The following is a 26,353-nucleotide window of genomic DNA, read 5'->3' on the forward strand; positions in this document are numbered from 1 at the left end:
CGATGATAAAAAATACCTCAGTTTTACAATGCAAAAGGCTTTTGTTCATTTTTTCATTATGTATTTTCTCTCAGAATATTAAGGCACAGAATGAACAGGGAACCGGCTATCCTTATTTTGTAAACTTCACACAGGGATTACAGCCTCAGGAAGCCTATAAAGTAGCGACCAGTGGAGTTCAGAATGACGCCACCTTTACCACAGATGGATTGCGGCTTACCCGAAGCGTAAATAATATTTCGGGAGGTGTTATACTTGCTGATAAAATATTCAAAAGTGACCAGGGAATCAAATTCGAGTTTGAATTTGCTATTTATGGGGGAAATACTAATGGAGGAGATGGTATTTCTATATTCTTAGTAGATGGATCTATCCCTAAGGAACAGCTTAATCTCGGCTACTTTGGTGGTGGATTAGGATATAGTTTTGTACGTGGAGGCGAGTCTACAGAAGGACTTAGAGGAGCCTATCTTGGAATAGGTCTGGATGAATACGGAAATTTTAAAACTAGTTTTAATCAAAGTGAAAGAGTTAGAAATGGAATTTTTGGCGTAGGATTAGCCGATGGACGAAGCAATGTTTCTTTGAGAGGTAAACGCGGAAACCAATACCTGTCTTCAGCTGAGCCTGCAGGATACAATGGTTATCCGTTGCTTTACAGCACAGCTACCAATGCATTACCTTCCAGCAGTAACAGATCTGCTTATCTGGATACTGCAACCGGAAAATATATAGGTATTAAAAACACAACTCTTCAGCAATTCAGCATTGAAAGTGGTGGAACTACCTTTCCTCTCAATGAAAATGATGCAAGATTCCGTAAAGCATATGTCACATTAGTACCCAATCCTGCTGGTGGTTACAATATAACCCTGGAAATACAGCATGGAACTGTGAAAGAAAAAGTGATTGATAATTATTATTATCCAACTTCTCTGAAATATACTGAAACTACAATATCCAACAGTACGGTAAGAACGCTGGATACTTCAGCTCCTCCAACTTTCAGAATTGGATTTGCGGCTTCTACAGGAGCTGCTAAAAATATACACTTATTGAGAAACTTAGGAGTTACCAGACCTTATGCAGCAGAAGTAACAGATGATCTGTTTGCAGGATGCCCAGGGGTAAAGTCAACCTATTATCCTTTGCTTAATGATGCGGCTTATTCTTCAGCAAGCGGTCAAAACCCGCCAACACTTTCATATAATAACCTTGATTTTAATTCATTCCGCTTTTTGGATAACAATGGAGCTGTTATTCCGAATATAACCGGCGGTGTTTATACTAACAGTCAAGGAACGTGGACCTATTTCCCCACTACCGGAGCACTTTCTTTCAGGCCTGCAATTGGATTCACAGGAGTTGCCCAGCTGCAATATGATATTAAAGGTGGTGGAAGCAATGGTACTGAAGCTCCTTATAATAAGGAAGAATACAGATCATTACCAGCACTGGTACAGGTTAATATTTCAAGTGCAAATAACTGCAGTAAAGCCTGCGTTGTTTCCAACAAAAATGTAACTCAGAAAATAACAAGATAATTTGACAAAAACCAGCTTTTATAAAGCTGGTTTTTTATTTTCAAAAGGATGAAAAATCAATATTCCTTATTTTCAATAAAATACTGAACAGCATCTTCGATTGCTTTATCAGTGGATTGATATTGAATACCTAACTCCTCTACTGATTTCTGATTAGAATAATAATTACAGATCTGCAAAGCTTTCATATTGGAGGTACTGAGGTTTGTTTTTATGTTTAATTTTCTCAAGCCGTCACCTATCAATCCAAGGAAACTCAAAACTCTGTTTGGAATAGCTATCATGGTTGGATTCTGATCGGTAATCCGGTTTACTTTCTTAAAAAATTCTTTATAGCTCAAATTTTCATTGGCTAAGAGGTATTTTTCATCAGCCTTTCCGTATTGAATAGCATTTAATATTCCGTTAGCAGCATCTTCCACATGTACGAAATTCTTCCCTCCTTTCGGATAGAAAACCAGCTTCTTTTTCCAGGTCCAAAAGATGATTTTTCCGGAACTCGGTTTGCTGTCATATGCTCCGATCATAAATGTTGGATTAACGATAATAACGTCTGTATTTTTACGGTTCTTTAAAAGATAATCTTCAGCTTCTACCTTACTTTGGGCATACAATGAATGAGTGAAAGGATAAAGCTGCGGAGCTTTTTCACTTCCCCAGAAAGCCGTATTCCCATAACCCAAAGTGTTTGCTGTGCTTACAAACAAAAACTTTTTTACATCCATTAATTCTGCATGGGTAAGCAGGTTTACAGCAGTCTCATAATTCACTTTTCTATATTCATCATAGTTGATGAGATTCTGACGTGTTTCTGCTGCAATATGAATGAGACAGTCAATTTCTTTGAGTAATAATGAAAGATTAGATAAAAGATCTGCTTCTATCAGTTTCAGATTCTCATTTTCTTCGCCCAGCCAGCTGCTTTTCTTGCGCACCAGAGCAATAACAGAATAACCATTTTGTAATAATTTAATAATAACATTAGTTCCCAGAAGCCCTGTCGCTCCGGTTACACAAACTTTTTTCATGCTTCTATTTCTCTTTTTATAGCCTGGGTCATCAACGGCAGTTTGATCCATATTGGTAAAATTTTCATCATCAGCCAGCTGATTGGGTTCACCATAATTACGGAATCTTTTTTAAACAGTTGACGAATACAGTATGATGCTACTTTATCAGGATTTAAAAGTGTCAATCTTCCTATGAAACCTTGCTTTTCTATTCTTTTACAGACATCCGTATTTGTTTTCATGGCACCTGGATTTACAACGCTTACAAAGACATTGGTATCTTTCAGTTCTTCGTGCAGTCCTCTGGAAAATGAATAGATAAAGCTTTTGGAAGCAGGATATACGGTTTTAAAACCTATGGGAGAAAAGGCTGCCATACTGGATACATTCAAAATATAGGCTTTTGGCTGTTTTAAAAGATTGGGAAGTAACTGATGGGTAATCAGAGAAGTAGCCGTTACATTAACCTGCAGAATGGTATTGATATATTCCGAAGAAGCTTCTGTGAATTTTTTAGTTCCACCAAGCCCCGCATTGTTGATCAGAATATGAATATCAAAGGAACGGTTAAGCCATTCTGTAAGCTTCAGGACATTGCCATTGACAGAAAGATCTGTTTCATAGTAATGAACTTTTACATCATACAACTCTTGCAGCTCTTGGGAAAATTCTTTGAGGTTCTGATCCGGAAGGCTTACAAGAATGACATTGATCTTTTTTCTGGCAAGATTTTCAGCAAATGATTTGCCCAGTCCCTGACTTGCTCCTGTGACTACAGCATATGACTCTTTGGTATCCATACGTTTAAATTTTATGGTACAAAGCTATCATGAAAAGAGGGCTTTAATGTTCCGGATTATCTGAACGAACTGATTTTCAAGAAAGAAAGACAACATACACAAACCACTATAAATCAATACTATAAACCAATAAAAAAGTAAAACTTTATAAACCTGAACTTATTTTTTGAATTCAGAAGGGGTCTGCCCTGTCACTTTTTTGAACGTGGTATTAAAAGAGGTCTTGGAATTGAAACCGGATTCATATGCGATTCCCAAAATTGATAATTTACTGTTTGATTCCTTCAGAAGCTTTTGGGCATATTCTACTCTGAATTCATTTACATACTGGAAGAAATTCTTTCCAAAACCTGTATTGATGACATAAGACAGATGATGGGTAGAAACAGACAGCATTTCAGCCAGCCTGATCAGGTTAAGTTCACTATCAAGATAAGGTTTCTGTATTTCCATAAGTCCTTCAAGTGAGGTTTTAATCTTTACTAATTCTTCATCAGAGATTAGCTTTCTCTTTATTTCTTCTGAATCGGAATCTTCATTGATAGAGATCAGCTCTTCTCTGTATTTTTCTTCTAAAGGATAGATTTCCCTTTGTTTCAAAGAGTAATATCCCACACAGTAAATAACAGATAAAAAGACGGCATTAATAAAGAAATTCAATGATTTGGGATCATAGAAGAGATTATATATCACATAGATAATGTTCACAATAAGAAGTACCAGAATGATATATTCAAGCCAGTTCAGATTGATTCCCTCAGTATTGGAGGAAAACTGCTGAATCTTCCGCTGGTGCTTTCTGATAGTAACATAAGAAAGTCCGGTATAGAACAGTGCCTGAATCAGGATCAAAATGACACTCAGATATTCAAATGGTGTCTCATAACCTAGTTTTACCAGAACAAGACACAACAGAAAAGCTGTAGGAAGTAAAAGAAATTTAAAATCCCTGATTTTGAAAGTAAAAGAGGGATTGGTAAAGAACAGCACACTAAAGTAAAAAACAATGGGTGTGAAAAACTGAATACATCTGACAAAAAACAGGGAATGAAACTCAACCGTCGTCCCTGTGATGAGAAACAAAACCTCATCCAGCCAAAAGGTAGACCATAGAAAGAGAAATATACCAAACCAGAAATTGGCTTTACGGTTTACTTTCAAAGGATTGGCGAGTTTCAGCAGAGAAAGCAAAACCAATGAACCATAGATAAGTATCACGATGAAACTGTTTAACTCTGATGTGTTCATTGGTTTTGATATTTTAATTAAAAATAGTCTTTTATCCTATTCGTTTCCTTACAAAAATTTCATATCCCAGATAAATTAATGGAAGTGACATGATTCCTAAGAAAAGGATATTGCTCATGGCCAGCTGCGGATGCATTACAATAGAGTAAACGAGCCCGAAAAAAGCTCCTCCAAGGTGAGCAGCATGCCCCAGGTTATCCCATTGTTTAGGATTCAGCATCATGTATACAGAATATCCGAAATATAATGTTCCAAATAACCATCCCGGCAGGAAGTTGACACTGATCTCATTCGGTGCCATGGCTATAGAAGCAAAAATAATTCCTGAAACTGCTCCTGATGCTCCGATAGCAGAATACCAAGGCTGATTTTTATAAATCTGTAAACTGAATAAATTTCCTAAGATCATTGATCCGAAATAAAGAATCAAAAATCCTACTTCACCAAAGAAACTAATGACTACTCCCTGGAAAAAATACAGGGAAAGCATATTAAAAAATAAGTGCATAAAGTCCGCATGCAAAAACGCAGAGCTGATAAGCCTTATGTATTCTTTGCGGTTTGCAATGGCTCCAACATTGAATTTATATTTTTCAAATAATGCTGTATTGTTGAATCCCATGTAACTAAAAATACATGTGACCGCCATGATTATTAAAACAACTATATCCATCATATGTTTCTTATGTTATAATTAAACAGACATTTTATGGTCTATTCATTTTCGTTACTCCCATCACCCTGAAACAGATCACCGATAATTCCTCCGTCTTCATCTGCATCACCTGTGGGTTCCGGCTCTTCATAGACCTCCGGTTCTTCTTCTACAGGTTCAGGAATAGTAATATTGATTGCTTTTACTTTAAATTTCGTAAACTGGTTTCCGATTGCCTTTATTCCTTTTACTGCAATAAATTCATCTATGTTTATTGTTTCAGCGTCACGTTCTTTGCCTTTATCTTTCGCGAAAATAATTTCCGCGGTAACGTCATTGGCAACAATTACATTTTCAATGAATGATTTCGGATGCTCAGACGGCATGAAAGTCTGGACATTTACTGTATTTTCCAGTAAGAATCTCTTGATGAAGTAAATATCTTTTTCTCCATCATAATAAATACAGGTAATAGGCTGTGCAGGTCTCCATTTCTCCAGTACCAGATATTCATCATCAAAACGGTTGCCAAGATCAAAAGATACCAGCTTTACTTCGCCGTTTGTATTGATGGTCAGAATTTTGTCATCTCCTTTGAAGCTTCCCAGTAATGTTCCTCTTGCATCTGCATTCAGCCTTCTTACGGTATCGTCAAACCAGATTTTTCTAGGCGCAAGGGTAGAAACTCCTTCTTCCTTCATATCCACCTTCTTAACCGCATATTTTGTCACCAGGTTTCCTTTGGAATCACGTCCTTTGATGGCAAGTTCGGAGAAATTGATCTCCATTTTGTTTTTTCTGATTCTAGGATTTGGTTTTAAAAGCACTGTTACTGTTTCTGCTTCACCATTTGGGTTTGCTGAAAAGTAGAGTGTTTCTGAACCTTTTTTATCTGAAGCTAACGGATAATCTGTATTTCTTGTCACTCCGGTTACAGAGAATCGTTTCATATAATATGGTCCTTCTCTTCCCTCTCGGTAGATCATATTATACACTGTTCTTTTATCATTTTTCTTCCATATGGCAACGTGCAAAATATCTTTTCCAACAAATGTTTTTGCCTCTACTTTTACCACTTTCATGCTTCCGTCTTTTCTGAAAATAATAATATCATCAATATCAGAGCAATCAAACAGGTACTGGTCTTTCTTCAGGGATGTTCCGATAAAGCCTTCTTCAAAATTAGCATAGAATTTTTCATTAGCCACCGCTACTTTTGTAGCATCAATGGTATCAAAAATTCTAAGTTCTGTCTTTCTCTGTTTGTCTTTACCGTATTTTTTCTGAATATTTAAATAATAATCTATGGCATAGGCGATCAGGTTGGCCAGATGGTATTTTACCTGTTCTATTTTACCTTCCAGAGATGCAATATTTTCTTTAAATTTATCTAAATCGAATCTTGAAATTCTCTTGATTCTGATTTCGGTGAGTTTTAAGATATCCTCTTCAGTAACGGCTCTTAAAAGATGTTTGGTATGCGGTTTTAATCCTGCATCAATTGTCTTTAATACATCTTCCCAGGTTTTTACCTCTTCGATATCGTGATAGATTCTATTTTCAATAAAAATTCTTTCCAGTGAAGAGAAATGCCAGCTTTCCTGAAGTTCGTGAAGTTCAATTTCAAGTTCCTTCTTCAATAATGATACGGTATGGTCCGTATTCATTTTCAGAATATCGGACACATTCATGAACATAGGTTTGTCACCTACAATCACGCAGGCATTCGGAGAGATTGTCACCTGGCAGTCTGTGAATGCATACAGGGCGTCAATTGTCTTATCCGGAGAAACATCATTGTGGATATGAATCAGGATTTCTACTTTATCAGAAGTATTATCCTCAATCTTTTTAATTTTGATCTTCCCTTTCTCATTGGCTTTTAAGATAGAATCAATAAGATCGGTTGTGGTTTTCGAGTAAGGAAGTTCGGAAATCACCAATGTGTGCTTATCCGTTTGTGTAATTTTGGCTCTGGCCCTTACTTTTCCTCCTCTGTGACCGTCATTATATTCTGAAACATCCAGATAACCGGCTGTTAAAAAGTCCGGATACAGCTCAAATCTCTTTCCTTTCAGATAAGCTACTGATGCATTGATAAGCTCATTGAAGTTATGCGGAAGTATTTTTGTAGAAAGACCTACCCCAATACCTTCTACTCCCTGTGCAAGAAGCAAAGGGAATTTTACCGGCAGGTCGATAGGTTCATTATTTCTTCCGTCGTAAGACTTGGTCCATTCTGTAGTTTTAGGATTAAAGACTACTTCCAGTGCAAAAGGAGTAAGCCTTGCTTCAATATACCTTGCAGCAGCCGCAGAGTCTCCTGTATAAATATTACCCCAGTTTCCCTGAGTATCTATCAGTAGTTCCTTCTGTCCTATCTGCACCATGGCATCTGTAATGGAAGCATCTCCATGTGGGTGGTATTTCATGGTATTACCCACGATGTTTGCCACTTTATTGTAACGGCCGTCTTCCAGTTCCCGCATAGAGTGCATAATTCTTCGCTGAACGGGTTTTAAACCGTCATACACCGAAGGGATAGCTCTGTCCAAAATTACATAGGAAGCATAATCCAGAAACCAGTCTTTATACAGACCGGAAACCTTCTTTAAGCTTTCACCCTCATGCGAATATTCTTCTGTCGTCATCTGTTTTTTTGTCTTTATTCTCTTTATTAGCTTTTACTACTTTGTTCAAAGAGAGTTTTAAATCGTTTACTTCTTTTCTGTTCAAATAAGAGATCTGGTATTTCAGTATAGTAGATCCATTATTCTTACTTGAAACGGTGATGTATAATCTTTTGATAAATAAAATACTGACTACATCATACTTTATCAGCTTATATTTTGGAAATTCATCATGAAGAGGCTTGTCTAAAAAAGGAATAATATTCCTGTTTTTAAAGTTCAGAGCTTCTCCATCGCTGTCATATTCAAAAATCTGCCGTCCGCAAATATAAAAGATAATCAGCATCATAATAGGAACAATAATCAATAAATAACTTTCATCCTCCAGCGCATTAAATCTATATTTATTAGCTATAAATACAATTATTCCAAGTGCCATTATCATAAGAAGAACGGTACTTAAAAAGTTATAAACTGATGCTTTATTACGGTTACTTAGTCTCATTTGATTTTTTTTGTTGTAAGTTTCCTAATTTCTTACTTCAAACTGTGTTTTTTTAACCTCTGCATTGTTCCCATGGATAGTTTTAAGTTTTAATTTTTTTAATTTTCTACTTCATTCAGAATTTCTTTTTTAGCAATATCAGTATCATCTTCTACAACGAGGTTTTCAAGAATGAAAGTTTGTCTGTCCGGAGTATTTTTTCCCATATAAAACTCCAGAAGCTGTTCAATGGTTTGGTCTCTCCCTAACACCACAGGTTCCAGTCTGATATCCTGACCTATAAAATGTTTGAATTCATCCGGAGAAATTTCTCCTAATCCCTTAAATCGTGTGATTTCAGGATTTTTCCCCAGATCATTCAATGCTTTTACTCTTTCGGCTTCTGAATAACAGTATCTTGTTTCTTTTTTGTTTCTTACCCTGAATAAAGGGGTTTGAAGAATATAAAGGTGTCCGTTTTTAATCAGATCCGGGAAGAACTGCAGGAAGAAAGTAATCATCAGCAAACGAATGTGCATTCCATCAACATCGGCATCGGTAGCAATAATCACCTGATTGTATCTCAGGTCTTCCAGGCTTTCTTCAATATTTAAAGCAGCCTGAAGAAGGTTAAATTCTTCATTTTCATATACCACCTTCTTAGTAAGACCATAGCAGTTCAATGGTTTACCTTTCAGTGAAAATACAGCTTGAGTTTCCACATCTCTGGATTTTGTGATAGATCCTGATGCAGAATCTCCTTCGGTAATGAAGATCTGAGTATCTCCTTTTCTTTCTGCTTTCTGATCATTATAATGCTGTCTGCAGTCACGAAGTTTTTTATTGTGAAGAGAGACTTTTTTAGCTCTTTCTCTAGCCAGTTTCTGAATCCCGGAAAGTTCTTTTCTTTCTCTCTCAGAAATCAATATTTTTCTTTGAATGGCCTCTGCAATTTCCGGGTTCTTGTGTAAGAAATTATCCAGTTTGCTTTTTAGGAAATCAATGATGAATGTTCTTACGGTAGGTCCGTTCGGTCCCATATCATTAGATCCTAATTTTGTTTTGGTCTGAGATTCGAAAACCGGTTCTTCTACATTGATGGAGATTGCAGCAATGATAGACTTTCTGATATCAGAAGCTTCAAAGCTTTTATTAAAAAACTCACGGATTGTCTTCACATAAGCTTCACGGAATGCATTAAGGTGGGTTCCACCCTGTGTGGTATTCTGTCCGTTTACGAATGAAAAATAGGTTTCCATCTGAGATTTGTCAGTATGGGTGATGGCCACTTCAATATCATCATCTTTTAAATGAACAATAGGGTAAAGTGTCTCGCTTTCCAGTTCTTCTTCAAGGAGATCTTTAAGACCGTTTTCAGAGAAATAGGTTTCTCCGTTGAAAAGAATTTTAAGCCCTGGATTCAGGTATGCATAATTCCGGAGCATTCTTTCGATATACTCTTTTCTGTATTTGAAATGCAGGAATATATCCCCATCCGGAATGAAAGAAATTTCAGTACCGTTTCTGTCAGAAGTCTCTTTTTCTTCAAAGTTCTCTTTGATAAGTCCCTGGGAAAATTCTGCAGCTTTCATTTTCCCGTCACGGAAAGAACGTACTCGGAAATACTCAGAAAGTGCATTTACCGCTTTGGTACCGACTCCATTCAATCCTACAGATTTTTTGAACGCCTTACTGTCGTATTTACCTCCGGTATTCATTTTGGAAACAGCATCTACTACTTTTCCCAATGGAATTCCACGTCCAAAGTCACGAACTGTAACTTTTCCGTCATCCACTTTTATTTCGATTCTTTTACCTGATCTCATCCTGAACTCATCAATGGAGTTATCCAGGATTTCTTTAAGCAGAATATAAATACCGTCATCAGCGGAAGACCCATCACCAAGCTTCCCGATGTACATGCCGGGACGCAGACGGATATGTTCCTGCCAATCGAGGGTTCTGATATTATCTTCTGAATAGGTTGGATTTATTTCTTGTGACATATATGATTTCAGCAAACATACAAAAGTACAAAATTGTATAAAATTATCCGAATTTTTCAGTTTGTTTTTTAAAGATTTTCTCAAAAAAATTGCAGTATTATCAATCAAATTATATAATTTTCACAATTATTCTACTAAATGTGAAAAAAATTACAATCTCTTGCTTATTTTTCTTCATTTTACTGGCTGTTTCATTATGTAATGCTCAAATTCCGGGAATGGTACATTATAATGAAGGAGATGGGCTCAACAGCTCATATACCTACGGATTGAATCAGGATGAAGACGGATTCATCTATATAGGAAGTGACAATGGTTTTTTCAGGTTTGACGGAACAGAATTTAAGCAGTTCGGAAGTAAGAACGGGTTAAAAAACATTGAGATCCTTGATTGTTTTCCAATTCCCGGCAACGGAATGTTTATTATTTCTTTCCTGAATGATTTCGCGTATCTGAAAAAAGGCAGAATCATCAATTCAGACCGCAATCCGGAATTGAAAAAAATAAAATTTGATTATACTACAAATACTTATGTCAACGGGAATACAGTCTACCTATATGAGGGAAACAATCCCAAAAACATCTTAGTTTACAAAAACGAGAAAATCACGACAATCCCCCTTTTTCTCAATCAGAATGCTTCGGATTCTTATCTTGCTTTCGGGTTGAATATAACAAACGGACTTCTTTACATTTCTGATAAATATAAAAAGAAGAATATGGAAGTCTACAATGTTTTCACCAGAAAAAAAACAGTCTGCAATATTTCGATCGAAACCAATACAATAGTAACAAGGAAGGGCGATTTTTTTATTTTAAAAAATGGAAGAATGGTTGATGTGTACAAAGTCTACCATCAGTCCCATTTCAAAAAAATTGCATCCTATACGGCTCGCGAAGACATACGCCGTCTGGCGATTGATAAAGACTCCCGTATCTGGGCGTGCCTTGAAAATGGTGGTGTCCTGTACTTCAAAAACTCTTTCATGGAAGCGAAAGGCTTATCAGATCCAATCAGATTGATGGACGGCTACATTATCCATGATGTATTGACGGATAAGGACAACAATCTTTGGTTTTCTACCAGAAACAATGGCCTTTTCTTTATTTCGGACCTGTTTTTCAAAAATTATATTCATTTTCCTGTTAGGAACAACTCATCCCATATTACGGCTATTACTAAAAACGGAAATCGAATCTATCTCGGCTATAATAAAGCCAAAGGTGGTATTTACCATAACGGAGTCATCACGGACCTTTATTTGGGAGGAAACTCACAACTTGAAAATAAAGCTATTTTTTCTGATGGAAATACAACCATCTTCGGGCTTTCCAGAAATCCGGTCCGGTATAATACTGTAACAGGAAAAAAACATGCTTTACAAGGAATCGTTATTAAAAATATGGTACCCTATACCTCAGGATCTGTACTTTTCTGTACTTTAGAAGGTCTTATTGCCTATAATCACCATACAGAATTCCATAAAAAGCTGATGATGGGTGACCGTATTTATACAGCATTGCCATATACCAAAGACAGCATCTTTGCCGGAACATTTAAAGACCTCTATAAACTGAATACTGCTACACAAAAGAAAAAGCTGTTTCTGGAAGGATATTATTTTACAGATATTAAAAAGCTCAGTCATAACCTTTATGCAGGCGCTACCAATCTTAACGGGGTCATTTTGTTTAATAATTCCAGGGTGGTAAAAAAAATCACAGAAAACAATGGCCTTCTGACAAGACAGATCAAAAAAATAGAAATAGAGAATGAAAAAGTTTTCTGGGTGAGCACCAATTATGGTCTTAGCAGAATTGAGTTTAAAGATAAAAAATTAAAAATAGATAATTTCACCCATACAGATGGCCTTCCCTCCAATGTCGTTGCCGGATGTGTTATTTCCGGAGATACCGTTTATGCAGGTACATCAAAAGGTCTGGGCATTCTTTCCATCAAAAACCTGCTAAGCCAGCAGAAATCTGTTCATAAAAAAGTAATCATTAATTCTGTAAAGATCGGGAATAATCATTTTTTTGATCTTGACAAACCACTGGCAGGCAAGACTCCGGATAACAGTCTGACCTTCAATGTAAGTTTTCCGGATTTTGCTTCACAGGGAAAAATCAGTTATCGATATAAAGTTGAAGGACTAAGTGAGGACTGGCAAACCGGCAGCTCCCCGAATATTACTTTCAACTCTATTCCCCCGGGAGATTATATTTTTAAAATTTTCGGATTGGGCTACAACGGGAGAAGGTCGTATGCCTCTACCGACCTGCATTTTGAGATCAAACCTGCATTCTGGCAGACGTGGTGGTTCAAACTGCTTCTTGTCTTCATTGGATCCGTTGCATTATCTATCCTAATTACACTTTATTTTCAGAAAAAGAGAAATAAAAAACTGGAGACTTTATATTACGAAAAGAAAATTGCAGAACTGGAGCTTCAGGCCATTAAAGCACAGATTAACCCTCATTTCATTTATAACTGTCTCAATTCCATTCATTTTTTACTTTACAAAAAAGATTATAATGAAGCGGAGAACTATCTTAATACCTTTTCTGTAATGATCCGGAAAACGCTTCATTATTCCGAAAAAACCTTTATGCCCATAAAAGAAGAAGCAGAATATCTGTCTTTATATCTGAATATGGAAAAACTACGCCTGAAAGATCTTTTCGATTATAAAATTACCGTTTCCAAAAATGTAAATGAAAGCTGGACCGTTCCTTCACTCCTCATACAGCCTTTTGTAGAGAATGCTATAAAACATGGTGTAGCGAATCTTCAGGACAGAAAAGGAAACATTGAAGTGTTGTTTCATCATACGGGAACAACTCTCTGTGTAATTATTGAAGACAACGGTACAGGCATTGGAAAAAAGCGTCATTCTAATGCAAATTCTTTCGGAGTAAAATTATCTGAAAAGAGAATTGAAACATTCAGACAGCTTTTTGATACTAATATCATTCTAGAAATAACCGATCTTCAGGAGAAAGAAAAAAGACCGGGAACTCAAATCACACTTTATATTACACCTTATGAAAACCAAAATACAGGCATGCATCATTGATGACGAGCAGGATGGAAGAGATTATATTTCCCTGCTGCTGGAGAATGAATTTCCAGAAATAGAGAATACCTACCAGGCAGCCAGTGTAGAGGAAGCCTATATTTATCTTACCAAAAACTCACCTGACATTCTTTTTCTGGACGTTCAGCTGAAAGATGGGACTGCATTTGACCTTCTTTCAAAGTTCAGAGAAGTTGATTCAAGAATTATTTTCATTACAGCTTTTGAAAATTTTGCAATTCAGGCCATTAAAAACGGAGCTGCCGATTACCTATTAAAGCCTATCAAAAAAATGGAATTCATCATCGCCGTGAATAAAGTTCTGGAGAGCATCAGAAAAAGTAAAAATACAGTAAGTCTTCAAAATAATAAGATCAGCCTTCCGACCCTGCAGGGGTTTAAACTCACAGATATCAATGAAATCATCCGTTGTGAGGCAGATTCCAGCTATACTACATTTTATTTCACAGATAAAACCAAGATCATTGTTTCCAAAACACTCCACGAGTTTGAGGAACAGCTTTCAAAATATAGTTTTTTCAGGATCCATCATAAGCACCTGATCAACTTGTCTCATCTTAAAGAATATATCAAAGGAAAAGGCGGCCAGGTAGTGATGGCAGACCATTCTGTACTGGATGTTTCCGTCCGGAAAAAGAATGATTTCCTTCACCGGATAGGATATCTGGATTAAAAAACACTCCTTCTCAATCGAAAACCAAAATCATCATCCAACTACAATTAAAAGCAACTTACTGACACTTATTAAGATAATAAATACACTTATCAACCCGTATTACCGAACGCTTTAATATCATAATACCTTTACCAGAAGTCAATACACAAAATTTAATACTAAAGTTTTTTGTTGATTTTTGATCTATAAAATCAATACTGTATTATGATAAAAGCATACATTTTTACCATCTGCATTTTTTTGGGCGGTCTGCTTTTCAAAGCACAAGCACCCTGCTCAGATTTTGATTCACCTACCTTTCCGGCCGGAAACTGGGTTCATGCTCCTTATCCTAATGGCAATGTAACCATTTCAAGCGGCACCCCCAACACGCTGGACGGTTCTCAGTTTCTAAAACTAATTGATGACTCCGGAGGTTCCAGGCTCATCAATACCATAGATTTTAAGAATCTGGGTCAACGGTTTCCGGGACAATGCTTATTTTTTGACTTCTATCTTGAAAATGACGGAACTTTTAATGGGTCTCCACCCATACATCCAGCCATTCACATCATGTCCGGAAGCAAAATAATCACGTTTGTTGCCAATATCACTGTAACTGAAGGAAGCGGATGGGTACGGGTACGTGCTCCTATTGCCAACTGTAGCGGCTCTGTTCTTCCCTCCAATTCTGAAGGAACCTGGACAATGGATCCCAGCAGTGGCACAACCTGTACAGACTTCAACAACATCATCAATAATTCAACTGCTGTAATGATCACTCCTGATTATACATCAAATCCATCTGAAATAGTATGGTATGACAACATCTGTATAAAACCGTGTGCTGACTGTGACCCGAATTTCAAACTTGAAACCTCATTCAGCTCTACAAGCAATAGTGCAACAGCTAAAGTATTTTTAGACAGTTATAATCCTCCCAACAACTATTCTGTAAACTGGGGAGATGGAACTCCGCTTACTGATCACATGACTTCACACACCTATAATACTCCCGGTTCATACACGGTATGTGTAATTCAATCTGACAGCAAAGGTTTAAAAAAATGCAGCACATGCATTACATTTTGCTATTCAAGAAAAGTCATTTTAAAAGAAACTGACAACACAGGTCTCCGCAGTAAACGTCCTGACCTGGAAGCCATTTCGAAAGAGGAGCTTCAGGCGAACAGAAAAAGAGATATTTTATTAGTCCCGAATCCTGCCAAAAACTATGTGGATGTACAAACATCTCTTTCAAAGAAGGAAACAGCAGCTGTAAGAATTATTGACAGTTCAGGAAAAACAGTATTAGAAAAGATTGAAAATCTCAATAGTGGCCGCCAAAACATCAGATTGAATATTGAGAAGCTAATCCAGGGAACTTATATTGTAGAACTCACATCTGAAGGAAAAACAGGTTCACAGAAACTAATGATCTCCAAATAAATAATCAAGAAAACAATAACCAAAATGCAGTTTCAAAAGCCGAAAAATTTAACTTTTGAGACTGCATTTTTGATATCCCAATCACTTGTAAAGGGCAGATATTTATCTTTTTTCTAATTGTCCAATCATATTTTTCAACATAACAGGTACGATCAACTTATGAAAAGGGCGAACAGGAAGAAAATATAACACCCCCAGCCAATTATGAAACTTTACCGTAGTTGATATGGTAAGGGATTTTTCGTCAAGATGTTCTTTATTTTTATCAAATAAAAGGGAAACTCTGAAATCCAGATGTTTATCATCCTCCCCAATAATAATTTCATTATCTGTTTTATCAAACACCTTGAAAATACCCATACGCTCTCCCACTTCACATTTAAAATCCTTTTCCAGCCGCGGCTTTTCTGTTTCAGATCCGGTTTTAAGCCCTAACAACCCTACTACTTTATTTCTGAATGCAAACATTTTCTTTCCCCATTTCGGTCCGCTTGTAAAGAATGCTTTTCCAATTTCTGAAATATCAATATTCCGGCTGCCATGCGACAATTCTCCTTCAAAACTATCAATATAATCAAAATCTTTTTTTCCTTGGGATAAAACTGATTTTTCAGGAAACTCTGTCTTCTTAATCTTCATTGTCATTGTTTTTAATAGTTGTGTATCTAACAAATGTAGGTATCTTTCTGTAAATTAAAAAGCAAAAAACCAAACATATGTTTAAAATCATATTTATCCAAAAATTTATCATTTAAACTATTAAATATCTCAACATCAGCTTTAACTTATCTCTATTTAATTTTTTATTTTTATAAGTTGAATCTGTTTTAAATATTTCATTAAATTCGATTAACAAAACTGTTTTTATGATACAACTTCCTTTATCAAAACTTTCCAATGTAGGAACTACTATTTTCACTCAGATGACTCAACTTGCCAACGAAAATGAAGCGATCAATCTTTCTCAGGGATTTCCGGATTTTATGCCTGATCCGGAATTGTTAAATCATGTAGATCACTTTATTAAAAACGGCTTTAACCAGTACGCCCCGCTGGGCGGTATGATTGGTCTGAAGGAAGAAATTGCCAGAAAAATTGAGAACAGCCATCACACAATTTATCATCCAGACTCTGAAATAACAATTACGGCAGGCGGAACACAGGCTATTTTCACAGCCATTGCTTCTTTTATCAAGAAGGATGATGAAGTGATTATTTTTGAACCGGCCTATGATTGTTATGAACCTACTGTAGAGCTTTTCGGAGGTATTGTAAAACGTTTTGAAATGAAAGCTCCGGATTATAAAATTGATTGGACTGCCGTAAAAAATCTTGTCAGTGACAAAACAAGAATGATTATTCTTAATAATCCCAACAATCCATCCGGAAAAATACTTACAGAAAATGATATACAAGAGCTTATTCAGCTGGTAAAAGGAACTTCCATTCTTATTTTAAGTGATGAAGTGTATGAAAATATTGTTTTTGACGGAAAACAACATCTAAGCATCTGTAAATATCCGGAATTGAAAGAAAGGAGTCTTCTTGTTGCTTCTTTCGGGAAACTTTTTCACGTTACCGGCTGGAAAGTAGGCTACTGTGCAGCTCCCAAAATCTTAACGGATGAATTCAGAAAAGTACACCAGTTCAACGTTTTCTGTGTAAATACTCCTGTTCAGCTTGCATTGGCGGAATACATGAAAAACGATGAACATTATATTCATCTGAATCAGTTTTTTCAGGAAAAAAGAGATTTTCTGAGAAAAGGTCTTACAGGAACATCTTTTGAACTTCTGGATTGCGAAGGAACTTATTTTCAGGCAGTAAAGTATGATAAGATTTCGGATAAAAATGATTTTGATTTTGCCTCTGAGCTTACAATCAATCATAAGGTGGCAAGCGTTCCTTTTTCTTCGTTTTATAAAAATAAGCTGAATGAGAATGTGATCAGGCTATGTTTTGCCAAGAAACAGGAAACGTTGGAGAGAGCTATTGAGAATTTATCAAGGATATCGTAATAATTTTTTTGCAATTTTATTATGAAAGACTAAAACAGATGACTTATTGTTATTGATTTTCATATATTTATAAAATAACTAATCCATTAAATATCAAAATCATGAAAAAGGAAATCATCTCACAAGGAAAAAAATTAAACAAAGAAGAATTAATTACAATCAATGGAGGGCTGGGCAACGTAAGATGTACCAATTCTTCAGGATATTGCGTATACATCGGGCCCGGATGCAGAGAGCTCAAATGCCAGCTACCTGAACCTCTTGAAGCTGTTGAATAGTAAAACTTCAAAGAAAAGAAAAACAATAGTACGGCCGGCTTATTTTTGAGCCGGCCGTACTATTTTAATGATGACAGTTCGTTCAGCTAATCAATGTTATAAAAACATTCCTCCTGAAACTTCAATTCTTTGTCCATTAATCCATCTTGCATCTTCCGTACACAGGAATGCCACCACGCCACCGATATCATCAGGAAGTCCTACTCTTCCTAAGGCGGTAGCACCTGCTACTATAGCGTTGATCTCTTCATTATCTCTTACTCGTCCCCCTCCAAAGTCTGTTTCAATAGCTCCAGGAGCCACAACATTGGCTTTGATTTTTCTTGATCCTAATTCTTTAGCCATATACTTCGTGAGCATTTCTACCCCTGCTTTTATAGATCCATAAATAGAAGATCCCGGTGTTGCAAATCTTGCTAATCCTGAAGATATATTGATAATTCCTCCCCCATCATTGATGAATGGCAAAAGTTTTTGAGTCAGGAAAAATACACCTTTGAAATGAATGTCTACCACATCATCCAGCTGTTCTTCCGTTACTTCCGTAATGGGTGAATATAAGGCTGTTCCTGCATTATTGATCAGGTAATCAATATGAGTGCTTCCTGTATTTTCCTTTAAGTGATCAGTAACGTTTTTTACAAAGGCATCAAAACTTTTAATGTCTTTTGTATCCAGCTGGAAAGCCGCTGCATTCTGTCCTAATGTTTTAATTTCATTCACAACAGCTTCAGCCTCTTCCTTATTGCTTCTGTAAGTAATGATGACATCTAATCCTTTTTGAGCAATTTTTAGTGCTGAATTTTTTCCCAATCCACGGCTTCCTCCGGTTACCAATGCGATATTTGTTTTTGTGTTCATTGTATTTTGATTATTTTGATGGTACAAAGTTGGGACATTTTCAGATTGAAGTGTTTGCTTGAATCAATCTGAAATTTGCAAAATTCAAATCAGGAACGAAATTCTAATGGAGTAAAGGAAGTTTTCCTTTTAAAAAAATTAGAAAAATGAGCTATTTCTTCAAAACCCAGGGCATAGGATATTTCTGAAACGTTCCATCTGGTCTGTTTTAAAAGTATTTTCGCTTCCTGAATGATACGGTCAGAAATGAATTCTGTAGTCGTTTTCCCGGTACTTCCTTTTAATCTTTTATTTAAATAATTGACATGAACCGCCAATCTGTCCGCATAATCTTTCGCGGTTTTCAGCTGCAGTCTCTGGTCCCAGGATTCAATAGGAAACTGTCTTTCCAACAGTTCTATAAATAGAGAAACCACTCTCATAGAAGCATCATTTGATGCGGATATTTTGGTAGCCGGCTGTAGTTTCTGCCCATAATGAATCAATTCCAGAACATAGTTTCTGATCAGATCATATTTAAAAACATAATCTGAATCTATTTCTTTTTTTATTTTTTTAAAAAGGTTTTCGATCTCTTTCGCAAGGTCATCGTCAATTTCAAAGATAGGTACTCCTCCAGGCTTAAAAATAGGAAGATCTTCAAGGTAATAATAGGATTTGTCTTTAATGAAAAAGTCTTCTGTAAATACACAGAAACTTCCTGACTGATCAGGATCTTCAGGTATCCAGTGATAGGGAACTTTTGGAGTTGCAAATAATAAAGCATTCCGTTTTATCGAAATTACTTTGTCAGCATATTCTGCTCTGTTCTGTCCTCTTATAAAGCTTATCTTATAGTACTTCCTTCTGTTGTAAGGCATTTCGGAAGTAATCTTTGCCCTTTCAAGTGTCTGGGCAATATCAAAAACATTAAAGTGTCCGATATCTTTATGAAGTCCTTTGGGAAAAATACTCTCGAGATCTTTGCCTAACTTGGCGGCCATCTCTTTGTAAAAATCTTCCAGTGAAGTATGTATTATTTTTTCCATCGCAGATGATTTGTAAAATTCAAATATACGAACTTATGAAATAGTCAGCTTTGAGTTTATTACAGATTACTCACCAGGATGCAACACTAATGTCCATACTTGTTTTATTGAAAAATTTCAGAAGATCTAATAATCAATTTTATTATACATTATTCAATTAATTTTTTTCTAAACACAGTGATATACTTCATTTATTTTTCTTACATTCGTTAGCACTAACCCACTAAAAATCAAAACTAATGAAAAATCAAAACCTAACCAACGGAAAAAAATTGAACAAAAAACAATTAAGAGTAATAACTGGAGGAAAAGAAATGTGTCTGCTTCCGGACCTTACTTGTAAGAAATTTTCTTTTACCTGTGCAGAGCTACAATGTCAGCCTGGCATTGAACTGTAATTAAGTCAACAATGAGAAAAAGCTAAATAAAAGTTTTTATTTCATTATAAAAAACCTTTGTATGTAATGCAAAAAACGCTCCCAAATACATGGAAGCGTTTTTTATTATAAACGAACTTTAATATTTTCTTATACATTGAATCTAAAGTGCATGATGTCTCCATCCTGTACTATATATTCCTTACCTTCTACAGAAAGTTTTCCGGCTTCTTTGATCTTTACTTCAGAACCGTAATGGATATAATCATTATACTTGATTACTTCTGCACGGATAAATCCTTTTTCAAAGTCTGTGTGGATTACTCCTGCAGCCTGTGGAGCTGTCCAGCCCTGTCCGATAGTCCAAGCTCTTACTTCTTTCACTCCAGCAGTAAAATAAGTCTGAAGCTTCAAAAGATCGTAAGCCTTTCTGATCAAACGGTTAACACCAGGTTCTGTAAGCCCTAACTCATCAAGAAAAATTTCTCTTTCTTCAAAAGTTTCAAGCTCGTTGATATCAGCTTCGATCTGTGCTGCTAGTACTACTACTTCAGCACCCTCACCTTTAGCCATTTCTTCAATCTTAGCAATCCAATCATTTCCGTTTTTGATAGAATTTTCATCTACGTTACAAACGTAAAGTACAGGTTTATTGGTTAGCAATTGAACTTCTCCGATAATTGATTTTGTAAAATCATCTACAGCAAATTCTCTTGCATTTTTACCATCCTCAAGGAATTTCTGTAAGTTCTGCAGGGTTTCGTAAGTAAGAATATCTTCTTTCTTTCCTGACTTAATGAATTTCTTAGCTTTTTCAACTGCTTTCCCTACTGTTTCAAGGTCTTTCAGCTGAAGCTCTATATCAATAATTTCTTTATCTCTTAATGGATCTACTGAACCTTCTACGTGAACAATATTTCCATTATCAAAACATCTTAAAACGTGAATGATTGCTTCACACTCACGGATATTAGCCAGGAACTGGTTTCCCAATCCTTCTCCTTTGCTGGCTCCTTTTACAAGACCTGCAATATCAACAATCTCAACTACCGCTGGTAAAACTCTCTCAGGTTTTACTATTTTCTCCAGTTCAAACAATCTCTGATCCGGTACAGAAACCGTCCCAAGGTTTGGTTCAATAGTACAGAAAGGATAGTTTGCTGATTGAGCTTTTGCATTACTCAAACAGTTAAAAAGAGTTGATTTACCTACATTCGGCAGGCCTACGATTCCACATTTCATATTGTAAAATTCAAAGTTTAAGGTTTAGAGGCAACCCAAGGTTTTTCCAACTTTAAACATTGAACTCTCAACCTTGAATTACGAGTGTGCAAAGATAGTGATTTTTGAGGGAGTTTCATAATAAAAAAATCTGCCAATATTCTGACAGATTTTCAAAAGGTCCAGATTCACCGGCCGTTTTTATGGATTGTCTCCCGTAGCATTCTGAGCCAGCGGGACATCATTCGGTGCTTCCTGTAAAGTTTTATCTAAAGTAAATAAAGATTCATCTGTAGCCCTATCTCCACCTGCAATTTTCAATTTATCAATTAAGTTATGGGCTAATGTTTCTTCTTCAATCTGTTCTTGTACAAACCACTGCATAAAATTCCACGTTGCCCAGTCTTTCTCTTCCATAGAAAGATCTACAATTCTGTAAATAGCGGTAGTATTGTCAACTTCATGTTTAAAAACGCCATCAAAACAAGCCGTAAGGCTGTCCGGATCTGCCGGAGGAGCTGGAATAGCATCTACTTTTGGTTTTCCGCCTCTGTTTAAAATGTATTCCATAAATTTGATTGAGTGATTTCGTTCTTCCTGAGCATGGCGGTAAAGAAAGTTGGCAATTCCCTGATAACCTTTATCATCTGCCCAGATTCCATAAGATAAAAAAACGTGTGATGCATGAATCTCCTTATTCATCTGGTCACTAAGTGCTTTTTCCATGTTGGTGGAAAGTCTGTTAGTATTCATAATGTTATATTTTGGTGATTATGGGATGAATCATGCAAAAATGATTCCGATGCAATTTATATTTAAACATAATCATTTATTTACATTTTTCATTTAATTGAAAATCATCATTTTAAGCTATTAGTTTATAGTTGTTCTAAAATAAAAACCAGTTCTATCTGAGAACTGGTTTTTAAATTTATAAGCGAGATTGCTTCACCTTACAGTTTACAATGGCTAATAGTAGATAGAAGCTTTAAAATTAACCTCTTTGCCTTTTATCAAAAATACTATTTAATTTTTCTGGCCATATAGTCACTTTCATTTCCTAATCTGTCGATAGCTTTTATAGCAACTGCACTCAGCTTTTTGCCGTCTTTAAATTTAGGAATATCTTTTGAAAGGGTATCCAGAGTTAAAATTTCGGTTTGCCATATTCCATTGTATTGTGTGAAAAGAACCCACTGAAAAACATCAGCGGCATTTTTTGTGCTCCAGCTTGTCTGTGCAAAGCTTCCGTTGTCTGCAATAAACAATGTAGGGGTCTGCAATGGAACGGTCTTTATCCATGGGGATTTCGGCACTAATGCTTTTTCACTGTACGGTCCGTTTTTCAAAGCAGGCAGCATATTTGGATTTTTGGTAAGTCCGGCAATACTCCAGTGGATTTCTCCGGCATCATTTTTCAGTATATTTCTGGAGATTTCAATCTGATTTTTGATTTCTGCAGGGCGGTCTGATACTTTAACCTCAACAGTATTCAATCCCGGCCATAAGTGGCGTTTCATTGTATTTTCAGACTGCCACCAGCTTAGCAGCCCTTCAAAGCTTTGCCCTTTGGAATCGATAGGCCAGTAAAGCTGTGGTGAAAAGTAATCTACCCAGCCTTTATTTAACCATAACTTGGCATCTGCATACAGCTCGTCATATTGTGAGGATCCTACAACTCCTGCAGGATATCCAGGCTTCCATATTCCGAACGGGCTGATTCCGAATCTTACATTATTTTTTTCTGCATGAATTTCTTTGTAGATACGTTCTACAAATTTGTTCACATTATCTCTTCTCCAGTCTGCTCTGGATAATGTACCTCCACTGCTTACGTAGGCATTCCAGCTTGCATTATCTGGAAAATCAGCCCCTTTATTATAGGTTGCGTAAGGATAGAAGTAATCATCAAAGTGTACAGCGTCAATATCATATCTTTTAACAATATCTCTCACCACATTGGATACGTGACCTTGTGTTTTTGGATTGGCGGGATCAAACCAATACATTCCGTTCTTTAATCTTAAAACAATATCGGACAGTTTATTGGCCATTGACAGATTATTCACGGCTCCTCCATTGGTATGGTGTGCCCGGTAAGGATTTAACCAGACATGCAGTTCCAATCCTCTTTTGTGGGCTTCTTCAATCCAAAACTGAAGTGGATCATAGTTAGGAGAAGGGGCAGTTCCTGTTTCGCCGGTCAGAAAGTAAGACCATGGTTCGATATTACTTGTATAGAGAGCATCTGCGGAGGGTCTGATCTGAAAAATAGCTGCATTGAAATTGTTATCTCTCAACATATCAAGCATACTTATTGCTTCTGCTTTCTGCTGTTCCACTGTAAGATCATTTCTTGAAGGCCAGTTGATATTGGCAACACTCGCAATCCAAGCACCACGGAATTCTCTTTTGATTTCCGGAAGATTGGTTCTGAAATTATCTTCGGTTGAAGTTGCAGTTCCCGTTGCCGGCTTTGTAGCCACTGTATTTACTTTTGGCGGGGTTGTATTGTTGGTGGGTTTTGTAGGATTCTTCGTGGAAGGTGTTTTTACAACATTATTCTGTACGGAACATGAGGTGTAAGATGCAAAAACGCCCAATAAAACGATAAGTTTTAATTTATTCATTCTCATAGTCACAAAACTACTTTAAAATTTATTTTTATTTTTCAGAGATTATTATGCCAAAATAAGCATTTTAATGGGTTGGCATAGAAAAAAAGCCTCGAAAAATCGAGGCTTTGATTTTATATATAAGAGTTTATTATGCTTTTGCAGATCTTTCTACTCTTTTTCTTTCTTCTTCAGAAAGGATCTTCTTTCTCATTCTGATGAAGTTTGGAGTTACCTCAATTGCTTCATCCCCCTGGATGTATTCCATACATTCTTCAAGAGAGAATAAGATTTTCGGAGCAACACCGGTATCTTTATCTTTTCCAGAAGCTCTCATGTTGTTCAATTGTTTTGCTTCTACGATATTTACTACCAAGTCTCCAGGTTTGTTTTGCTCACCGATGATCATTCCTGTATAGATTTCCTCACCCGGATCAACGAAGAACTTACCTCTATCCTGTAGTTTAGCAATAGAATATTCTGTAGCAGGACCTGTAGTTTTGCTGATTAAAACTCCATTGTTTCTTCCAGGAATAGATCCTTTGAAAGGCTTATATTCAGTGAAACGGTGCGCCATAATAGCTTCCCCTGCAGTAGCTGTCAACATTTGAGAACGTAGTCCGATCAAACCTCTTGAAGGAATTTCAAACTCCATGTGCTGCATTTCACCTTTAGTTTCCATGATGTGAAGGTCTCCTTTTCTCTGAGTTGCCAGGTCGATTACTCTTGAAGCAAATTCTTCAGGAACGTCAACAACCAAAGATTCGTAAGGCTCACATTTTTCACCGTCAATTTCTTTGAAGATAACCTGCGGCTGACCGATTGTCATCTCATATCCTTCTCTTCTCATTGTTTCGATCAAAACTGATAAGTGAAGAATACCTCTACCGAATACAAGGAATGTATTAGCATCGTCAGTCTGCTGAACTCTTAATGCAAGGTTTTTCTCTAATTCTTTTGTTAATCTTTCTTTCAGGTGGTTAGAAGTAACATATTTACCGTCTTTACCGAAGAAAGGTGAATTGTTGATAGAGAACGTCATGTTCAACGTAGGCTCATCAATTGCAGTTCTTTCCAATGGTTCAGGATTTTCAAGATCAACGAAAGAATCACCAATCTGGAAAGCATCAAAACCTACTACAGCACAGATATCTCCTGCTTTTACTTCAGTTACTTTTTTCTTTCCTAATCCTTCGAAAACGTAAAGTTCTTTTACTTTTCCTTTTACAATTTTACCTTCTGCCTGTGCAAGACCAATCCACTGAGATTCTTTAATCTCACCTCTTGTCACTTTCCCGATTGCAATTCTTCCTAAGAAAGAAGAGAAGTCAAGAGAAGTAATCTGCATCTGAAGATTTCCTTCTGTTATTTTCGGTTCAGGAACATATTGTAAGATACCATCTAATAATGGTAAGATATCTTCAGTCTGTTCTAATGAAGTGTTGAACCATCCTTGTTTTGAAGATCCGTAGAATGTAGGGAAATCCAATTGTTCTTCTGTAGCCTCAAGGTTGAAGAACAAGTCAAATACTTTATCATGAACTTCGTCAGGGCGACAGTTTGGTTTATCTACTTTATTGATCACTACTAATGGTCTCAATCCTAATTCCAATGCTTTCTGTAGTACGAATCTTGTTTGTGGCATTGGTCCTTCGAACGCATCTACCAACAAAATAACTCCATCAGCCATTTTCAATACTCTTTCTACTTCTCCACCAAAATCGGCGTGACCAGGAGTATCAATTACGTTAATTTTTGTGTCTTTATAAGTAACAGAAATATTCTTGGATAAGATTGTGATCCCTCTTTCTCTTTCAAGATCGTTGTTATCCATAATTAACTCCCCACTCTCCTGATTTTCTCTGAAAATGTTGGTAGCGTGAATGATCTTGTCAACCAAAGTCGTCTTTCCGTGGTCAACGTGTGCGATAATCGCAATATTTCTAATGTTTTGCATAAAAGATTTTTACGGGTGCAAAAGTAGTGATTTTTAATGAAAAAATATTTACTTATACAAATATTTAATATTATGTTTAAAATACTTATTTACAAGACAATAAAAAAAGAGTGTTCAAAAAACACTCTTTAATCTATCTATATACAGATCTGTACTTCACATGGATCTACTGCAGGCGGTTCTCCACATATAATGTCAAATTCACCACAATTGCTGGAGAATCCGGTTCCCCAACCCCATCTTACGGCACATGTATCAGCGTCTTTACATCTTACCATTCCTTTAACAATTCCTCCCTGAACTGATTTCATTTCAGTTCTTGAAATTTTTCTAAGATTTCTCATGTTGTTTTGTTTATTTGTTATTAGCCTGATAAAAATATAAAAAAAACTCAACACTCAGTATATTATTAAAATATT

22 protein-coding genes are annotated in these 26,353 nt (G+C 36.3%); 7 read left to right on the forward strand and 15 right to left on the reverse strand.

Features of this window, described 5'->3' with window-relative positions:
* Nucleotides 1–2: 2 nt before the first annotated feature.
* Nucleotides 3–1,544, forward strand: a complete 1,542-nt coding sequence (locus KIK00_RS05975) for a hypothetical protein (protein WP_255815642.1) — start codon at nt 3–5, stop codon at nt 1,542–1,544.
* Between the two features lie 56 nt (nt 1,545–1,600).
* Here the strand turns inward: KIK00_RS05975 and KIK00_RS05980 are convergent, their stop codons facing one another.
* The 7 genes from KIK00_RS05980 to KIK00_RS06010 all read right to left on the reverse strand — a co-directional run bounded on the left by KIK00_RS05980 (nt 1,601) and on the right by KIK00_RS06010 (nt 10,377).
* A complete protein-coding gene (locus KIK00_RS05980; RefSeq protein ID WP_255815643.1) occupies nt 1,601–2,623 on the reverse strand; it encodes an NAD-dependent epimerase/dehydratase family protein in 1,023 nt (340 codons plus the stop codon).
* Nucleotides 2,569–3,354 (reverse strand): SDR family oxidoreductase, encoded by a 786-nt coding sequence (locus KIK00_RS05985; protein WP_255815644.1) that lies wholly within the window; start codon nt 3,352–3,354, stop codon nt 2,569–2,571. The genes KIK00_RS05980 and KIK00_RS05985 overlap by 55 nt, the downstream gene beginning before the upstream one ends.
* Before the next feature lie 159 nt (nt 3,355–3,513).
* Nucleotides 3,514–4,602, reverse strand: a complete 1,089-nt coding sequence (locus KIK00_RS05990) for an AraC family transcriptional regulator (protein ID WP_255815645.1) — start codon at nt 4,600–4,602, stop codon at nt 3,514–3,516.
* Nucleotides 4,603–4,633: 31 nt separating this feature from the next.
* Nucleotides 4,634–5,275, reverse strand: a complete 642-nt coding sequence (locus KIK00_RS05995; protein WP_255816653.1) for a rhomboid family intramembrane serine protease — start codon at nt 5,273–5,275, stop codon at nt 4,634–4,636.
* A 41-nt stretch (nt 5,276–5,316) separates the two neighbouring features.
* Complete coding sequence (locus KIK00_RS06000) at nt 5,317–7,908, reverse strand: DNA gyrase/topoisomerase IV subunit A (protein ID WP_255815646.1); 2,592 nt, start codon at nt 7,906–7,908, stop codon at nt 5,317–5,319.
* Nucleotides 7,883–8,392 carry a hypothetical protein gene (locus KIK00_RS06005; protein ID WP_255815647.1) on the reverse strand — a complete coding sequence of 170 codons (510 nt, stop codon included), beginning with the start codon at nt 8,390–8,392 and terminating at the stop codon, nt 7,883–7,885. The genes KIK00_RS06000 and KIK00_RS06005 overlap by 26 nt, the downstream gene beginning before the upstream one ends.
* A gap of 98 nt (nt 8,393–8,490) precedes the next feature.
* Nucleotides 8,491–10,377, reverse strand: coding sequence for a DNA topoisomerase IV subunit B (locus KIK00_RS06010; protein WP_255815648.1), 1,887 nt, complete (start codon nt 10,375–10,377; stop codon nt 8,491–8,493).
* A gap of 140 nt (nt 10,378–10,517) precedes the next feature.
* On the opposite strand from KIK00_RS06010, the gene KIK00_RS06015 reads away from it, so the two are divergent.
* From KIK00_RS06015 to KIK00_RS06025, 3 genes are all read left to right on the forward strand, one after another.
* The gene (locus tag KIK00_RS06015; RefSeq protein ID WP_255815649.1) at nt 10,518–13,454 is read left to right on the forward strand and encodes a histidine kinase; all 2,937 of its coding nucleotides are present in this window, start codon (nt 10,518–10,520) and stop codon (nt 13,452–13,454) included.
* Nucleotides 13,423–14,148, forward strand: coding sequence for a LytTR family DNA-binding domain-containing protein (locus KIK00_RS06020; protein WP_255815650.1), 726 nt, complete (start codon nt 13,423–13,425; stop codon nt 14,146–14,148). Before KIK00_RS06015 ends, KIK00_RS06020 begins: the two co-directional genes overlap by 32 nt.
* A 207-nt stretch (nt 14,149–14,355) precedes the next feature.
* A complete protein-coding gene (locus KIK00_RS06025; RefSeq protein ID WP_255815651.1) occupies nt 14,356–15,579 on the forward strand; it encodes a T9SS type A sorting domain-containing protein in 1,224 nt (407 codons plus the stop codon).
* 102 nt (nt 15,580–15,681) lie between these two features.
* Here KIK00_RS06025 and KIK00_RS06030 read toward each other — a convergent pair whose 3' ends face one another.
* On the reverse strand, nt 15,682–16,218 hold the full coding sequence (locus KIK00_RS06030) for a DUF2867 domain-containing protein (RefSeq protein ID WP_255815652.1): 537 nt from the start codon (nt 16,216–16,218) through the stop codon (nt 15,682–15,684).
* Between the two features lie 227 nt (nt 16,219–16,445).
* On the opposite strand from KIK00_RS06030, the gene KIK00_RS06035 reads away from it, so the two are divergent.
* Together KIK00_RS06035 and KIK00_RS06040 are read left to right on the forward strand one after the other, a co-directional pair.
* Entirely contained in the window at nt 16,446–17,597 is a 1,152-nt protein-coding gene (locus KIK00_RS06035) for a methionine aminotransferase (RefSeq protein ID WP_255815653.1), read from the forward strand.
* Nucleotides 17,598–17,698: 101 nt separating this feature from the next.
* The gene (locus tag KIK00_RS06040; protein WP_255815654.1) at nt 17,699–17,875 is read left to right on the forward strand and encodes a hypothetical protein; all 177 of its coding nucleotides are present in this window, start codon (nt 17,699–17,701) and stop codon (nt 17,873–17,875) included.
* A gap of 96 nt (nt 17,876–17,971) precedes the next feature.
* On the opposite strand, the gene KIK00_RS06045 is transcribed toward KIK00_RS06040, so the two are convergent.
* Both KIK00_RS06045 and KIK00_RS06050 read right to left on the reverse strand, forming a co-directional pair.
* Nucleotides 17,972–18,736, reverse strand: coding sequence for an SDR family NAD(P)-dependent oxidoreductase (locus KIK00_RS06045; RefSeq protein WP_255815655.1), 765 nt, complete (start codon nt 18,734–18,736; stop codon nt 17,972–17,974).
* A gap of 89 nt (nt 18,737–18,825) precedes the next feature.
* Nucleotides 18,826–19,764 (reverse strand): AraC family transcriptional regulator, encoded by a 939-nt coding sequence (locus tag KIK00_RS06050; RefSeq protein WP_255815656.1) that lies wholly within the window; start codon nt 19,762–19,764, stop codon nt 18,826–18,828.
* A gap of 239 nt (nt 19,765–20,003) precedes the next feature.
* Between KIK00_RS06050 and KIK00_RS06055 the strand changes: the two genes are divergently transcribed.
* Nucleotides 20,004–20,162 carry a hypothetical protein gene (locus KIK00_RS06055; RefSeq protein WP_255815657.1) on the forward strand — a complete coding sequence of 53 codons (159 nt, stop codon included), beginning with the start codon at nt 20,004–20,006 and terminating at the stop codon, nt 20,160–20,162.
* A 129-nt stretch (nt 20,163–20,291) separates the two neighbouring features.
* Here KIK00_RS06055 and ychF read toward each other — a convergent pair whose 3' ends face one another.
* The 5 genes from ychF to KIK00_RS06080 form a co-directional block, all read right to left on the reverse strand.
* The gene (gene ychF / locus KIK00_RS06060; protein WP_047377472.1) at nt 20,292–21,383 is read right to left on the reverse strand and encodes a redox-regulated ATPase YchF; all 1,092 of its coding nucleotides are present in this window, start codon (nt 21,381–21,383) and stop codon (nt 20,292–20,294) included.
* A 180-nt stretch (nt 21,384–21,563) separates the two neighbouring features.
* Nucleotides 21,564–22,115: a ferritin gene (locus KIK00_RS06065; RefSeq protein WP_255815658.1), complete on the reverse strand. Its 552-nt coding sequence runs from the start codon at nt 22,113–22,115 to the stop codon at nt 21,564–21,566.
* A gap of 269 nt (nt 22,116–22,384) precedes the next feature.
* Nucleotides 22,385–23,998: a glycoside hydrolase family 10 protein gene (locus tag KIK00_RS06070; RefSeq protein WP_255815659.1), complete on the reverse strand. Its 1,614-nt coding sequence runs from the start codon at nt 23,996–23,998 to the stop codon at nt 22,385–22,387.
* A 130-nt stretch (nt 23,999–24,128) separates the two neighbouring features.
* A complete protein-coding gene (gene typA, locus KIK00_RS06075; RefSeq protein ID WP_255815660.1) occupies nt 24,129–25,934 on the reverse strand; it encodes a translational GTPase TypA in 1,806 nt (601 codons plus the stop codon).
* Nucleotides 25,935–26,071: 137 nt separating this feature from the next.
* Entirely contained in the window at nt 26,072–26,278 is a 207-nt protein-coding gene (locus KIK00_RS06080; RefSeq protein ID WP_047377476.1) for a hypothetical protein, read from the reverse strand.
* Nucleotides 26,279–26,353 lie beyond the last annotated feature (75 nt).

This window comes from Chryseobacterium sp. MA9, from assembly GCF_024399315.1.
Lineage (GTDB): Bacteria > Bacteroidota > Bacteroidia > Flavobacteriales > Weeksellaceae > Chryseobacterium.